Raw genomic sequence first — 14015 nt, 5'->3', positions numbered from 1 at the left:
ACGCAGTGAGCGAGCCATTCGGCTCAGCAGCGCGGCGCCTCGCGCCGCCGCGCAGCGGAGCGGAGCGGCGGCGTGAGCGCCAACGGCGGTACCAAGGCAATCGTCGCCGCCCTGCTGGCCAACGTCGGCATCGCGATCACCAAGTTCATCGCGTTCCTGCTGACCGCGTCGTCGTCGATGCTGGCCGAGTCGATCCACTCGGTCGCCGACTCCGGCAACCAGGCGCTGCTGCTGCTCGGTGGGCGGCGGGCCAAGCGGGCCGCCACCCCGCAGCACCCCTTCGGCTACGGCCGGGAGCGCTACATCTACGCGTTCATCGTCTCCATCGTGCTCTTCAGCGTCGGTGGCCTCTTCGCGCTCTACGAGGCGTGGCACAAGTGGTCGGACCCGCACCCGATCGAGGAGTGGCAGTGGGTGCCGGTCACCGTGCTGGTGGTCGCGATCATCATGGAGTCGTTCTCCTTCCGTACCGCCATCAAGGAGTCCAACCACGTCCGGGGCAACCAGTCCTGGGTGCACTTCGTCCGCCGGGCCAAGGCCCCGGAGCTGCCGGTGGTGCTGCTGGAGGACCTGGGTGCGCTGGTCGGTCTGGTCTTCGCGCTCTTCGGCGTCACCATGACCCTGATCACCGACAACGGCGAATGGGACGCCATCGGCACCGCGATGATCGGCATCCTGCTGGTCGTCATCGCGGTCGTGCTGGCCATCGAGACCAAGAGCCTGCTGCTCGGTGAGGGCGCCGAGGCGCACGACGTCGCCGCCATCGAGAAGGCCATCACCGACGGCCCGGAGGTCGAGCGGATCATCCACATGAAGACGCTCTACCTCGGCCCCGAGGAGCTGATGGTCGCGGCGAAGGTCGGCGTGCCGGCGTGCGACAACGCCGAGGAACTGGCCCGCGGCATCAACGTCGTCGAGGCCCGGATCCGCGCCGCAGTGCCGATCGCCCGGGTCATCTACCTCGAGCCGGACATCTACAGCGCCGCGGCCGCGCAGGCGGGCACCGGCGCGGCGGCGCACACCGCGGTGGCGCAGCCGGGAGCCGAGCCGGACGAGGCCGCCGGGCGGCCCGGAAGCTGATCCGTGGAACTGCTGTACGGGCCGATCAAGGACTACGCCTGGGGCTCCCGCTCGGCGATCGCCGAACTCCAGGGGCGCCCGGCGCCCAGCGACGGCCCCGAGGCCGAGCTGTGGCTGGGCGCCCATCCGGGCGCCCCGGCCGCAGTCGACCGCGAGGGCGTCCGGGTCAGCCTGGCCGACCTGCTGCGGGCCGAGCCGGGGCACTGGCTCGGCGCGCCGGTGGTCGACCGGTTCGGCACCCGGTTGCCGTTCCTGCTCAAGGTGCTCGCGGCCGACGCGCCGCTGAGCCTGCAGGCGCACCCGGACGCCGAGCAGGCCCGCGCCGGCCACGCCGCCGACGCGGTCCGCACCGACGGGCACCGCAACTACGTGGACCCCTATCACAAGCCGGAGCTGCTGGTCGCGCTCTCGCCGTTCGAGGCGCTCTGCGGCTTCCGCGACCCGGCGGTCTCGGCCGCGGCGCTGGCCACGTTCGGCGTACGCGAGCTGGAGCCGGTGGTGGCCGCGCTGCGGGCCGGCCCGGCGGGCCTGCGCGACGCGGTGGAGCTGCTGCTGACCTGGCCGCGCGCGGAGTGTGCCGGGCTGCTGGCGGCCGTGCGGGGTTCGGGGGTGACCGGGCCGGACGCGGAGCTGGCCCGGGACCTGGCCACCGCCTACCCGGGCGACCCCGGCGCGCTGGTCGCGCTGCTGCTCAATCGGGTGCGGCTGGCGCCGGGCGAGGGGATCTGGATGCCGGCCGGCAACATGCACGCCTACCTGCGCGGCACCGGCGTGGAGATCATGGCGGCCAGTGACAACGTGCTGCGCGGCGGCCTGACACCCAAGCACGTGGACGTGCCGGAACTGCTCCGGGTGCTGCGGTTCGAGGTGCTGGCGGACCCGGTGGTCACGCCGCGTGCGGTGGCCCCGGGCGTGGTGTGCTGGCCGGTCCCGGTGGACGACTTCGCGCTGCACCGGGTGACCGTGGACCCGGAGGTACCCGAGGTGACGCTGGCGCTGACCGGGCCCCGGGTGGTGCTCTGCTGCGGCGGCGAACTCGTGGTGGACGACGGCTCGGGCGCGGTGAAGTTGGGGCCGGGCCGGGCCGCGGTCGGATCCGCGGCCGGCGGGCCGCTGGTGGTCACCGGCGCGGGGCACGCGTACGTGGCGACCGCCGGCCAGCGCTGATCGGCCGGCTCGCGGTCGAGGCGTTGGCGTTCCGGCACGGCTAGCCCGGCGGCTCGCGGCGCTGCGCCGACGTTCCGGCGCGGCAAACTCGGCGGCGGCAAGTCCGACTTTCCCGAAATAGCTTGACGTGATGCTCGCTCAGTGTGACTCTATGGGTGCGCAGCGTTATCGCGACGACGGTCCGAGAACGCGCGGGGGAACCAAACCGGGGGGATGCACGGGGCGGCCGGCGAGTGGACGGAAAGTCCGTCCATGACCGACCGCCCCGTGCGCTGTCCGCCGCCGGTCCCTGTCGGGCGCGCTCCGACCGCCCCGGCCGCTGTCTGCCGGCCGCCCCCTGCGCCGTCCGCCGACGCGCGTAAGGTGGGGGGTCGCGCAGGACAACGTTCGACAGGAGCTTTCATGACCAGCACCCTCCCGGCGTCCGCCAGCGGCACGCCGTCCGAGGCCCGGCCGCGCACCCTCGCCGAGGGCGACTACAAGGTGGCGGATCTGTCGCTCGCCGAGTTCGGGCGCAAGGAGATCCGGCTTGCCGAGCACGAGATGCCGGGTCTGATGGCGATTCGTCGTGAGTTCGCCGAGGCGCAGCCGTTGGCTGGCGCTCGGATCACGGGTTCGCTGCACATGACCATTCAGACCGCCGTGCTGATCGAGACGCTGGTCGCTCTCGGTGCGCAGGTGCGGTGGGCGTCGTGCAACATCTTCTCCACCCAGGACCACGCGGCCGCGGCGATCGTGGTCGGCCCGGACGGCACGCCGGAGGCGCCGGCGGGTGTGCCGGTGTACGCGTGGAAGGGCGAGAGCCTCGAGGAGTACTGGTGGTGCACCGAGCAGGTGCTGACCTGGCCGGACGGTCAGGGTCCGAACATGATCCTCGACGATGGTGGTGACGCCACGCTGCTGGTGCACAAGGGCGCGGAGTACGAGAAGGCCGGTGTGGTGCCGCCGGTGGAGTCGGCCGACTCGGAGGAGTTCGCCGTCATCCTCGGCCTGCTGCACCGCTCCCTCGCCGAGGACGCGCAGCGGTGGACCCGCATCGCCTCGGGCATCAAGGGCGTGACCGAGGAGACCACCACCGGTGTGCACCGGCTCTACGAGATGCACCGCGCCGGCACCCTGCTGTTCCCGGCGATCAACGTCAACGATTCGGTGACGAAGAGCAAGTTCGACAACAAGTACGGGTGTCGGCACTCGCTGATCGATGGCATCAACCGGGCGACCGATGTGTTGATCGGCGGGAAGATGGCCGTGGTGATGGGCTACGGCGATGTGGGTAAGGGCTGCGCGGAGTCGCTGCGGGGTCAGGGTGCCCGGGTGGTGGTGACCGAGGTCGACCCGATCTGCGCTCTGCAGGCGGCGATGGACGGCTACCAGGTGGCCACCCTGGATGACGTGGTGGAGCAGGCGGACATCTTCATCACCGCGACCGGTTGCTATGACGTGATCACCAACGAGCACATGGCGCGGATGAAGCACCAGGCGATCGTGGGTAACATCGGGCACTTCGACAACGAGATCGACATGGCCGGGTTGGCCAAGCGGTCGGACGTGACCCGGGAGAACATCAAGCCGCAGGTCGACCTCTGGAAGTTCGACGACGGGCACGCGATCATCGTGCTGTCCGAGGGGCGGCTGCTGAACCTGGGCAACGCCACCGGTCACCCGAGCTTCGTGATGTCGAACTCGTTCGCCAACCAGACCATCGCCCAGATCGAGCTGTACACCAAGACCGACGAGTACCCGATCGGCGTGTACGTGCTGCCCAAGCACCTCGACGAGAAGGTCGCCCGCCTGCACCTGGACGCCCTCGGCGCCAAACTCACCCAGCTCACCAAGGAACAGGCCGCCTACCTCGGCGTCTCCGTGGAGGGCCCGTTCAAGCCGGAGCACTACCGCTACTGATCCGACGCGTTTGACGACCGGGCCGGCTGCACCCGCGGCCGGCCCGGTTCGTCGTTCCGGCCGGCCGCTGGGCTCGGTCCGATGCCGCAGGCCCGGCTCGACGCCGTGGTGGCCGTGCGCGTCCGGCTCGACCCGCACCTACCCGGCTCGACCCCCGTGGTGCCCGTCCGTGCCCGGCTGGTCAGCGGGGGCCGCGGCGGGTCGGCCGGACCCACGTCCACACGCACCAGGCGAGCCAGGCCAGCGAGACGACGGTGGCGAGCGTCCGCAGCCGCAGCGCGCTGAGCAGCAGCACCACGGCCAGCACCGCCAGCCACGGCCCGAACGCCCTCACGCTCGCCACCGGCCGCGCACCAGCCGCCGCACCAGCGCCGGGGCGACCCACGACCAGACGCAGAACAGCAGCCAGGCCAGCCCGAACAGCCCGGCGAGCAGGTCCATCCCGGCCAGGTTGAGCAGCACGATCACGCCCACCGCGATCAGCCAGGTACGCAGGATGCCGAGCCGGTAGAGCGGGCGCAGCGGCAGCAGCAGCGGGTGGGTGTACACCCGGGACTCCCAGGCGGCGTCGGCGTAGTCGGCGTCGGTCGGGTCGTGCGCCACCGCCTGGCCGAACGACCGGTGCGCCGCGTCCACCCGGCCCCGCTGGGCGGCCGCGGCCCCGTGCAGCGCGAGCGCCACCGGGTGGCCGGGCCAGGCGCCGAGGAACTCCCGGGCCACCCGCTCGGCCTCCCGGTCGTCGCCCCGGGCGTACGCCAGCTGGAAGCGGGAGGCGAACACCGGCGGCGCCTCCGGGGCCAGCGCGGCGGCCCGGGCGAGCAGCCGCTCAGCCTTGTCGGTCTGCCCCACCGCGCTGCACAGGTCGGCGTACTGGCAGAGCAGCCACGGGTTCTGCGGCTCGATCGCCAGCCCGTCGAGCAGCGCCCGCTCGGCCGGGGCGTACTCGTCGAGGTGGCGCAGGGCGAGACCGAGCCGGCCGAGCAGCTCCGCGTCCGGGCCGGTCTCGGCGAGGCCCTGCCGGGCGACCGTCGCGACCTCCGTCCAGCGGTCCAGTTCCGACAGCGCGGCGGCGCGCAGCCGGAACGCGGCCACGTTGCTGGCCAGCGCGGCGGGCAGCCGGCTCAGCTCGGTCAGGGCCTGCTCGGCCCGATTCAGTTCCAGCAGCTGGGCGGCCCGGACGAAGGCGGTGTCGGGGGCGCTCATGCGGCGGCGGCCAGCAGGGCGATCAGGAGGGCCTCGGCGCCGCCGAGCAGCAGCACCGCCGCGATGCCCGGTAGCCAGAGCGACGCCGGGTCGCCGCCGCGCAGCTGGTACGCCCGGAACCGGCCCTTCTGGGTGGCCGAGACGACCAGCCAGACCAGGGCGCCGGCCAGCGCACCGATCAGCCGGACGGGCCGGTCCGCCGAGCCGGAGAAGACCGCCAGGGTGATCCCGGTCCGGGCGACCAGGGCGGCCAGCCCGGCGCCGGCCACCGCCAGCCCGGCCCGCCGGGGCAGGCCCAACCGGGCGGCGTTGACCAGGGCGAGCACGGCGACCGCGGTCGGGCCGCCGAAGACGGCGGGGAAGAGCAGCGACTGGGGACGCCACGGCGGGCGCTTCGGTTCGTACGCCGCCGGGGCGATGGTGGGGGTGAACAGGTCGTCGGCCACGGGTGGTCCTGTCTGCGATAGGGGTTGTGGACTCTTGCCGGTCAATTAGGTGCACGTATGCGTTGGTGACTCTTAGAGAGTGGTGTCAGCGTGGGTGGTGCGTCGTGGCGGGGTGTAGATCGGGTGTCTGGCGACGTGGTGCAGTGGGGCGTGGCTGGAGCGGGTGAGTGTCGTACCGGATGGCTAGTGTGCCCGGCATGGGGCACCGGGATCGGCTGAGCGTCATCCAGTCGTACCGGTTCGCCCTCTATCTGTCCCCGGTCCAGGAGCGGGCGTTGGTGGGCCATGCGGGTGCTGCCCGCAAGGCGTACAACTGGGGACTGAAGCGGATCAAGGCAGTGATGGATCAGCGAGCTGCCGAACGCAGCTACGGCATCCCCGAAGGTCAGCTCACCGCTACGATCGGTTGGTCTTTGCCGGCGTTGCGTCGGGCGTGGAATGTGGCGCCACCGTCGCCGGGAGTGGCTCGGAGACGCTAAACGGACGTGGAGCCGACCGTAAGACCCCGCACCCGGGGCCGGTGGCCGTGAAGCGTCTACCCGGCACCGCCACGGTGGGCAAGACCGGGACCGTCCCACCGGAAGGTAGGACATCCAATCATGTACTCACTTCAGCTACATGAGAGGAAACGGCAGGCCGGATACTGCCACACACAAACAACCGGTCCGTGCGGGCGGACCCTGCGCCGCGTCAGCCGAGGCCGGGGAGGCCGCGCGCCGGAACGACGACGGTCACCGGCGGTTGTCGGGCAGCGTCGCCGGCCGCAGCGTGGGCGGGCCGGCCTGCGCCGGCACGGCCGCCGGCGACTCGCCGGGCACCGCCGGCCGGACGAACGACGAGGGCTCGCCGGCCGGCGGCGGCGCGGCGGCCGGCGAGGGCGCGGCGGATGCCGGGTCGGCCGGCGGGGTGGCCGGGCCGGGCAGCAGTTCCGGCCAGAGCGCCGCGGTGACCGCGCGTCCCCGGGCCAACCGCAGCCGCGCCCGGCGGTGCCGCTCACCGAGCACCGCCGCCAGGTAGACGGTCGCCGGCAGGCCGGGCGGCGGGGGCGGGGTGATCACCGCCGCCATCTCGGCCCACAGGCCGCGGGCCAGCCGGTCCCGCGCCGGCTCGGCCAGTTGGTGCACCCGGGCCAGGTACTGCCGCGCGGCCAGCGCCAGGCCGTCGTCCAGCCGGCTCAGGTCCAGCGTGTACGCCCAGCCGACCAGCGCCGGCACCGAGGTCGGCACCGGTCGCCAGATGGTCGCCGACCGGGTGTGCACCACCATCGTGCCGGCCACCAGGTCACCCAGCCGCCGGCCGTGCTTGTCGGTCAGCATCACCGTCACGCCGGCCACCCAGCTCAGCAGTGGCAGCACCAGGCCGGGCCACTCCACCGCGACGCCGACCAGCGCGCGGGTCAGCGACTGCCGGACACCCACCGGGGCGCCGTCGGCGCTGACCACCCGCAGGCCGACGGCCATCTTGCCGGGCGTCCGGCCGTGGTTGAACCGTTCGAACAGCACCGGGTAGCCGACCAGCACGGCGACCAGCGCGACGGTGCCGAACGCGTTGCTCAGCGCCGCGTCCACCACGCGCATCGGCAGCGCCGCGAGCACGATGCCGACCAGCATGGCCAGGGCCATCGCGAGCAGCAGCTGGGTCAGCACGTCGAGCAGCAGCGCCAGCGCGCGGGAGCCGATCCGGGCGACCCGCACGTCCAGCGCCACGGCCTCTCCGCTGACCAGCCCGGCGTCACCCCAGCCCGGGGCCGGCGGTCGTGGTTGCGCGCTCACCCCGACAGTGAACACTATGATCCGCGAACGGGGGTGGGCGGTGGATCTCGACGCGTACGTCGCGGAGCACGGCGGGGAGTGGCGTCGGCTCGAGGTGCTGACCGGTCGGCGGCGGTTGGACGCCGACGAGATCGACGAGTTGGTCGTGCTCTACCAGCGGGCCGCCACCCAACTCTCGGTGCTGCGCAGCCGCTCGCCCGACCCGGCGCTGGTCGGCCAGCTCTCCCAGGTGGTGCTCCGGGCCCGGGCCCGGCTCACCGGGCGGCCCCGGCCGTCGTGGGCGGTGGTGGGCCGCTTCCTGCTGAGCGGCTTCCCCGGCGCGGTCTACCGGGCCTGGCCGTGGTGGTGCGGCGTGGCGACCGGGTTCACCCTGCTCAGCTTCTTCCTGATCTGGTTCGTGGCGGGCAACCCGGACACCGCGGCGGCGTTCATCGGCGAGCAGGCGGCCGCCGAACTGGTCGACTCCGGCTTCGCCGACTACTACACCGAGTACTCCGCGCCGACGTTCGCGGTCCAGCTGTGGACGCACAACGCCTGGGTGGCCGCCCGCTGCCTGGCCGCCGGGGTGCTGATCATCCCGGTGCTCTACCTGCTGTGGGAGAACGCGTTGAACATCGGCGTCACCGGTGGGGTGATGGTCTCCTACGGCCGGGGTGACGTCTTCTTCGGCCTGATCACCCCGCACGGGCTGCTGGAGCTGACCGGGGTCTTCGTGGCCGCCGGCGTCGGCCTGCGGACCGGCTGGGCGTGGATCTCGCCGCCGGCCGGGCTGACCCGGGGGCAGTCGGTGGCCCGGGCGGGTCGCCAGGCCATCCTGGTCGCCGTCGGGCTGGTCGGGCTCTTCGCGGTCTCCGCCGTCATCGAGGCGTTCATCACCCCCGCGCCGGTGCCGATTCCCTTCCGCGTCGCCGCCGGCGCCGCCATCTGGCTGGCCTTCCTGGCGTACGTCCTCATCCTCGGCCCCCGCGCCACCACCACGCCTCCCCCCACCGCCACCCCCGTTGATCATGAAGTTGTTAACGCGACACGCCGGGCTGGCGAGCAATAACTTCATGATCAACCGGCCGGCCGACCGTGGGGGCGGGGCGGGTCAGAGTTGGGCTTGGGATTTGAGGCGGAGGTAGGTGTCGGCGAGGGTGGGGGCGAGGCGGCCCGCGGGAGCGTCGACGACCAGGACGCCGTGCCGGCCCAGCGCGGTGCGGATCCGGTCCCGCTCGGCCAGCGCCCGCCAGCCGGCCGCCGCCGCGTAGGCGTCCCCGGGCCGGGCCGGTACGGCGGTGGTGAGCGTGGTCAGCACCGGGTCGTGGGTCGCCGCGATCAGCACCCGGTGCCGGGCGGCCAGCCGGGGCAGCACCGGTAGCAGCCCCGCGCTCAGCGCACCGGCCTCCAGCGCGGTGAAGAGCACCACCAGGCTGCGCTGCCGCTGCCGCCGCAACAGCTCGCCGGCGATCAGGTCGAAGTCCGTCTCCACCAAGGCCGGTTGCAGCGGGGCCAGCGCGTGCACCAGCCGGGGCAGCAGGGCCGGCCGGCCGGTCCCGGTCACCGTGGCCCGTACGGCGGTGTCGGCGGCGAGCAGGTCGACCCGGTCACCGGCGCGTGCGGCGAGGGCGGTGAGCAGCAGCGCCGCGTCGATCGCGGTGTCCAGCCGGGGTTCGTCGCCGACCCGGATCGCCGAGGTGCGGCCGGTGTCCAGCACGCAGACCAGCCGCCGGTCCCGCTCCGGCCGCCAGGTGCGCACCAGCACGTCGGCCCGGCGGGCGCTGGCCCGCCAGTCGATCGAGCGGACGTCGTCGCCGACCACGTACTCGCGCAGGGTGTCGAACTCGGTGCCCTGACCGCGGCCGCGGGTGACCTGGGTGCCGTCGATCACCCGGAGCCGGGACAGCTTCTCCGGCAGATGCCGGCGGGAGTCGAAGCGGGGCAGTACGCGCAGCGTCCACGGCGGCGTGGCCGGGCGCTCCGAGCGCTGCCGGAACCCGAGCCCGAGCGGGCCGAGGGAGCGGACGGTCAGCGCCACCGCCGGCCGGTCACCGCGACGGGTGGGGGTGAGCCGGCTGGGCAGCGCGACGGACCGGCCGGGTTCCACCCGTACCGGCCGGGTGGGCGGGACGTCCGGGCGGGCGCCGGCCGACGGCACCCAGGCGTCGCGGACCTGGGCGCGCAGCGGACGGCCGGAGGTGTTGCCCAGGTGCAGCACGACGGTGGCGGTGCCGCCGAGCCGGACCGCGCGGTCACCGTCCCGGGTGGCGGTCACCGCGCTCGGCGGCACCGCCAGCGCCCGGTCCAGTACGACCAGGAGCAGCACCGCACCGGTCATCACCAGCACCCCGGCGAGCGGCGACGGCCAGGCCGGCAGGGTCAGCGCACCGGCCGCCAGCAGGAGCGCCGCCCGCCAGGTCATCGCGGAGTCGGCACGGTGGCCAGCACCGTGTCCAGCACCGCGTCCACGCTCACGCCCTCCAGTTCGACCTCCGGCCGCAGCCGCAGCCGGTGCCGCAGGGTCGGCCGGGCGACCGCCTTGACGTCGTCCGGCACCACGTGGTCCCGCCCGGCCAGCCAGGCCCACGCCTTGGCGGTGCTGAGCAGGGCGGTCGCGCCCCGGGGGGAGGCGCCCAGCTCCAGCGCAGGGGTGGCCCGGGTGGCCCGGCACAGGTCGACCAGGTAACCGAGCAGCGGCTCGGCCACGTGCACCCGGCCCACCGCCGCCCGCGCCGCGGCCAGGTCGGCCGCCCCGGCCACCGGTCGTACGCCGGCGGCGGACAGGTCGCGGGGGTCGAAGCCGGCGTGGTGCGCGCGCAGCACGCCCAGCTCCTCCTCCCGGCTGGGCAGCGGCACGGTGAGCTTGAGCAGGAACCGGTCCAGCTGCGCCTCCGGCAGCGGATAGGTGCCCTCGTACTCGATCGGGTTCTGGGTGGCGGCGACGATGAACGGCTCCGGCAGTGGCCGCCGGTCGCCCTCCACCGAGACCTGCCGCTCCTCCATCACCTCCAGCAGCGCCGACTGGGTCTTCGGCGGCGTCCGGTTGATCTCGTCGGCGAGCAGCAGGTTGGTGAAGACCGGCCCCTCCCGGAAGGTGAACGCGGCGGTGTGCGGGTCGAAGATCAGCGACCCGGTGACGTCGCCGGGCATCAGGTCGGGGGTGAACTGCACCCGCTTCGAGGTCAGGTCCAGGGCGGTGGCCACGGTGCGGATGAGCAGCGTCTTGGCCACCCCGGGCACCCCCTCCAGCAGCACGTGGCCGCGGCAGAGCAGGGCGATCACCAGGCCGGTGACGACCGCGTCCTGCCCGACGACCGCCTTGGCCACCTCGGCGCGCAGCCGGTGCAGGGCGGCTCGGGCGTCGTCCGGGTCGGCGAGCTGGGGCTCGGCGGTTCCGGCGGGTCGGGTCACCGCGGTTCTCCTTCGGTTCGGTTCGACAGTGGCACGTCGGGGGAGGCCGGCGGTGCCACCGTACGGGTCACCCCGTCCAGCGCGCGCGCCAGCTCCAGCAGGTCCTGGTCGGTTTCCGGCGCGCCGCCGTACAGCAGCTCCTCGGTCGTGGCCGGATCGGCGCCGGTGCGGGCGGCGACGGCGCCGGCGACCCGGTCCGGTGCCGCGTCCGCCGGCAGGTTGAGCCGGGGAAGCAGCCGGGTCAGGGCGGCCTCCCGCAGGGTCCGGGCGGCCGCCTCGCGCGCGCCGGCGCGCTGGTAGAGCCGGGCCCGGCCGAGGACCGTCTCGGCGGAGCGGACGGTCACCGGCAGTGGCTCCGCCGTCGGCGGGCCGAGCCGGCGGGCCCGCCAGAGCGCCAGGAACAGCACCGCCAGCGCGAGCTGGGCCAGCAACGCCCAGAACCAGGGCGGGAAGGCGGCCCAGAGCGGGTTCGGTGGATCCTCCCGCTCGGCGGCGTCGCTGTCGCCGTCACCGGAGCCGGACTGGTCGCCCCCGCCCGGCCCGCCGGGCGAGCCGGGTTCTCCGGGGCCGCCCCGGCCGTCGCCGGTGCCCGTGCCGTCCCCGTCGCCGCTGCCGTCGCCGGTCCCGGTGCCCGGGTCGCCCTCGGTGGCGGGCGCCCGGGACGGGCGGCCGGTGCCGGTGGCCGGCGGCGGCTCGGCCTCGGCTAGGTCGAGCCAGACCACTCGGCCGGTCACCCCGAGCAGGCCGGTGGCGAAGGCGAGGTTGTCCCACTCGGCGATCCGGTCGTTGCGGAACGGGTCGCTGGCACCGACCGCCACCTGCTCGACCGCCCCGGGCACCCGGGCCAGCGTGCCGGCGAAGCAGAACTGGACCTGGTCCGGGCGGTAGCCGCCGGCGGTGTAGCGCTGCAGGCCGACGGCCGCCGTGCCGACCCCGTTCAGCTCGGGCAGCTGGCAGGGCAGCCCGTCGGCCGCCGGGCCGAGCGCCTGCGCCGCCCAGCGGCGCTCGCCGGGCAGCAGCGGCAGCCCGGCGGAGATCAGCACCGGGCGGGCCGGGTCGACCAGGACCAGCCGGGTCCGGGCCGGCAGCCGGTCCAGAGCCCGGACGGTCTCCCGGCGCAGCAGCGCCGGCGCGGGGACGAAGAGCGTGGCCGGCGCGGACCGGACGGCCGTCAGCGCCGCCGGTGTGGTGGTCTCCCGCTGCACGGTGACCCCGCGCTCCCGCAGCGCGGCGGCGAGCCGGCTGCCCCCGTGCTCGCCCGTCGCCACCGGGGAGAGGAAGCCGGCGTCCGGATCGGGCTGGTCGACGGCGTGGGTGACCAGGGTGGTGGTGAGCAGCAGCGCGGCCAGCCCGAGCGGGATCGCGATCCGGTGCCACCGCCGGCGCCGCCCGCCGCGCCCCGTGGCGCTCGTCGTGGCCCCGGTCCGCGCACCGGTGGTCGTCGTGGTCGCGGTCACGGCCGGTCCTCCCGCTCGGCCGGCTCGGCCAGCGCCCGGTGCAGGTCGCCGGCGTGCTCCCGCATCCGACGGTCGTGCTCGGCGGTGGCGGGGCGCTCGGCGTACCAGAGTTCGGAGAAGATCGCGCCGGCCGCGCGCAGCGGCGGGCCGGCCGGCGGGTGGTGCTCACTCGCCGCGGCGATCACCTCGGTGACGGTCATCCCGGAGCGCACCCGCACCATCCGGCGGGTGACCAGTTCGCGGAGCATCCCGCGCAGCCGTTCGCGGACCGCCTCGGCGTAGCGGCCCTCGGCGGCCAGCCGGTCGGCCAGGGACAGGTGGACGGCGGCCGGTGGCTCGTCGACCGGCTCCCGGGCGGCCGGCACGGCCGGCGCGGCGGCGGTCGCCGGGCGCGGGCGCTCCCGGCGTGCCTTGCGTCGGCGCAGCCGGGGCAACCGGCGGGGCACCCAGGCCGGGTAGGTGTACCAGGCGACAGCGATCGTCGCCGCCGCGAGCACCAGCAGCAGCGCGGCCAGCGGCAGCGGTACGCGGTCGCCGAGGGACGCCGTGGTCTCGGTCCACCACCGGCTGAAACTCATCGCAGGGCCGCCAGCAGTGCGGCGTCCGGCGTGCCGGCCGGTGCCCGGGCGAGCAGGATGTCCAGCCCCTCGGTGCGGATCCGGGTCTCCAGGTGGACCACCGCGTCCAGGCAGGCGATGGCCGGATACGCGACGCTGTTCACGCCCGCCCAGATGAGCAGCGAGACCGGGATCTGCCACGTCTCGGGCAGCAGGTCGAGCCCGTCCAGCCCGTAGTAGACGCCCACCCCGAGGCCGACCCGGACCAGCCACCAGGCGAGGTAGCCGAGCAGCCGGACGGCGCCGGCCCGGCCCCCGGCGCGGACCGCCAGCGTGGCCGAGCGCAGCGGGGCGCGCAGCGGATGGACCCGGTCCACGACCAGCGCCGGAGCCACCGCGCCGAGCAGGGCGAAACCGATGATCCAGGTGGGCCCGAGCAGGGCGGCGGTGGTCATCACCGCCCCGACCACCGGCACCAGGAGCAGGGTCCCTCCCCAGCGCGCCCCGGCGGGGCGGAGCAGTTCCCGGGCGCCGGCCCGGCGGCCGAGCAGCGCCGCCCCGGCGGCCCGCGCGGCGGGATTGCCGAGCACCATGATGATCATCGCCTCGGTCGCCGCGCCGATGACCAGCAGCAGCCAGTACCAGCCGAACCGGCCGAACTCCGCGAACCAGACGGGCTGGTCGGTGCCGGCGGCCAGGCGTACCGGCAGGAGCAGCAGCTGTTCGCCGGCGGCCAGCAGCGCGGCGAACGGGACCAGCACCCGGGCGTGGTCGCGCAGCAGCAGGACCGCCGAGTCGAGCAGCTCACCGACGGTGAGCGGACGACGCGGGAGCACGGCGGTCGGGCCGGCGTCGGGCACGCGTACTCCTGACGGGACGAACGGTGGTGGCGCGTGAGGGCGCACGCGGGGATCATGGTGTCACGCGCGGTCCGCCGAGGTGGACCCGCACGCCGGGCGGTGTCGTCCGGGGGCCGGTTGCTGGGCGACGGCGTCCCGCGGCAGTACCGTGCCGGGTGACGTGGATCCCACCGAACTGAAC

Annotated in this window: 14 protein-coding genes; 5 read left to right on the top strand and 9 right to left on the bottom strand. The window is 74.7% G+C overall.

Going from position 1 to position 14015, the window contains the following annotated elements; all coding sequences use genetic code 11:
• Positions 1-72 precede the first annotated feature (72 nt).
• From GA0070609_RS24080 to ahcY, 3 genes are all read left to right on the top strand, one after another.
• The gene (locus GA0070609_RS24080) at positions 73-1080 is read left to right on the top strand and encodes a cation diffusion facilitator family transporter (RefSeq protein ID WP_088995886.1); all 1008 of its coding nucleotides are present in this window, start codon (positions 73-75) and stop codon (positions 1078-1080) included.
• Between the two features lie 3 nt (positions 1081-1083).
• A complete protein-coding gene (gene manA, locus GA0070609_RS24075) occupies positions 1084-2247 on the top strand; it encodes a mannose-6-phosphate isomerase, class I (RefSeq protein ID WP_088995885.1) in 1164 nt (387 codons plus the stop codon).
• A gap of 402 nt (positions 2248-2649) precedes the next feature.
• Positions 2650-4149 carry an adenosylhomocysteinase gene (ahcY, locus tag GA0070609_RS24070; protein ID WP_088995884.1) on the top strand — a complete coding sequence of 500 codons (1500 nt, stop codon included), beginning with the start codon at positions 2650-2652 and terminating at the stop codon, positions 4147-4149.
• Between the two features lie 181 nt (positions 4150-4330).
• Here ahcY and GA0070609_RS33400 read toward each other — a convergent pair whose 3' ends face one another.
• From GA0070609_RS33400 to GA0070609_RS24060, 3 genes are read right to left on the bottom strand one after another with little or no spacing between them, the layout of a single operon-like run.
• On the bottom strand, positions 4331-4492 hold the full coding sequence (locus GA0070609_RS33400) for a hypothetical protein (protein WP_157748288.1): 162 nt from the start codon (positions 4490-4492) through the stop codon (positions 4331-4333).
• A complete protein-coding gene (locus tag GA0070609_RS24065; protein ID WP_088995883.1) occupies positions 4480-5352 on the bottom strand; it encodes a tetratricopeptide repeat protein in 873 nt (290 codons plus the stop codon). The genes GA0070609_RS33400 and GA0070609_RS24065 overlap by 13 nt, the downstream gene beginning before the upstream one ends.
• Positions 5349-5798 (bottom strand): hypothetical protein, encoded by a 450-nt coding sequence (locus GA0070609_RS24060; RefSeq protein ID WP_088995882.1) that lies wholly within the window; start codon positions 5796-5798, stop codon positions 5349-5351. The genes GA0070609_RS24065 and GA0070609_RS24060 overlap by 4 nt, the downstream gene beginning before the upstream one ends.
• A gap of 179 nt (positions 5799-5977) precedes the next feature.
• On the opposite strand from GA0070609_RS24060, the gene GA0070609_RS35275 reads away from it, so the two are divergent.
• Positions 5978-6277 carry a helix-turn-helix domain-containing protein gene (locus tag GA0070609_RS35275; RefSeq protein ID WP_408630675.1) on the top strand — a complete coding sequence of 100 codons (300 nt, stop codon included), beginning with the start codon at positions 5978-5980 and terminating at the stop codon, positions 6275-6277.
• 252 nt (positions 6278-6529) lie between these two features.
• On the opposite strand, the gene GA0070609_RS34940 is transcribed toward GA0070609_RS35275, so the two are convergent.
• Entirely contained in the window at positions 6530-7570 is a 1041-nt protein-coding gene (locus tag GA0070609_RS34940) for an RDD family protein (RefSeq protein WP_269459260.1), read from the bottom strand.
• A 16-nt stretch (positions 7571-7586) separates the two neighbouring features.
• Between GA0070609_RS34940 and GA0070609_RS24045 the strand changes: the two genes are divergently transcribed.
• Positions 7587-8618, top strand: a complete 1032-nt coding sequence (locus tag GA0070609_RS24045) for a stage II sporulation protein M (RefSeq protein ID WP_231928404.1) — start codon at positions 7587-7589, stop codon at positions 8616-8618.
• Positions 8619-8660: 42 nt separating this feature from the next.
• On the opposite strand, the gene GA0070609_RS24040 is transcribed toward GA0070609_RS24045, so the two are convergent.
• From GA0070609_RS24040 to GA0070609_RS24020, 5 genes are read right to left on the bottom strand one after another with little or no spacing between them, the layout of a single operon-like run.
• On the bottom strand, positions 8661-9971 hold the full coding sequence (locus GA0070609_RS24040) for a DUF58 domain-containing protein (RefSeq protein WP_088995879.1): 1311 nt from the start codon (positions 9969-9971) through the stop codon (positions 8661-8663).
• A complete protein-coding gene (locus GA0070609_RS24035; protein ID WP_088995878.1) occupies positions 9968-10960 on the bottom strand; it encodes an AAA family ATPase in 993 nt (330 codons plus the stop codon). Before GA0070609_RS24035 ends, GA0070609_RS24040 begins: the two co-directional genes overlap by 4 nt.
• Entirely contained in the window at positions 10957-12417 is a 1461-nt protein-coding gene (locus GA0070609_RS24030) for a DUF4350 domain-containing protein (protein WP_197700182.1), read from the bottom strand. Before GA0070609_RS24030 ends, GA0070609_RS24035 begins: the two co-directional genes overlap by 4 nt.
• Positions 12414-12995: a DUF4129 domain-containing protein gene (locus GA0070609_RS24025; RefSeq protein WP_088995877.1), complete on the bottom strand. Its 582-nt coding sequence runs from the start codon at positions 12993-12995 to the stop codon at positions 12414-12416. The genes GA0070609_RS24030 and GA0070609_RS24025 overlap by 4 nt, the downstream gene beginning before the upstream one ends.
• On the bottom strand, positions 12992-13834 hold the full coding sequence (locus GA0070609_RS24020) for a hypothetical protein (protein WP_088995876.1): 843 nt from the start codon (positions 13832-13834) through the stop codon (positions 12992-12994). Before GA0070609_RS24020 ends, GA0070609_RS24025 begins: the two co-directional genes overlap by 4 nt.
• Between the last annotated feature and the right edge of the window lie 181 nt (positions 13835-14015).

Source organism: Micromonospora echinaurantiaca, assembly GCF_900090235.1.
Taxonomy (GTDB): domain Bacteria; phylum Actinomycetota; class Actinomycetes; order Mycobacteriales; family Micromonosporaceae; genus Micromonospora; species Micromonospora echinaurantiaca.
This window is presented reverse-complemented; position numbering and strand designations above follow the sequence as displayed.

What these genes read in the sequence shown, in the direction of transcription:
- ahcY (WP_088995884.1), top strand. Translation starts at nt 2,650, where the DNA reads ATGACCAGCACCCTCCCGGCGTCCGCCAGCGGCACGCCGTCCGAGGCC.
- GA0070609_RS24065 (WP_088995883.1), bottom strand. Translation starts at nt 5,352, where the DNA reads ATGAGCGCCCCCGACACCGCCTTCGTCCGGGCCGCCCAGCTGCTGGAA.
- GA0070609_RS35275 (WP_408630675.1), top strand. Translation starts at nt 5,978, where the DNA reads ATGGCTAGTGTGCCCGGCATGGGGCACCGGGATCGGCTGAGCGTCATC.
- GA0070609_RS24045 (WP_231928404.1), top strand. Translation starts at nt 7,587, where the DNA reads ATGATCCGCGAACGGGGGTGGGCGGTGGATCTCGACGCGTACGTCGCG.
- GA0070609_RS24040 (WP_088995879.1), bottom strand. Translation starts at nt 9,971, where the DNA reads ATGACCTGGCGGGCGGCGCTCCTGCTGGCGGCCGGTGCGCTGACCCTG.
- GA0070609_RS24025 (WP_088995877.1), bottom strand. Translation starts at nt 12,995, where the DNA reads ATGAGTTTCAGCCGGTGGTGGACCGAGACCACGGCGTCCCTCGGCGAC.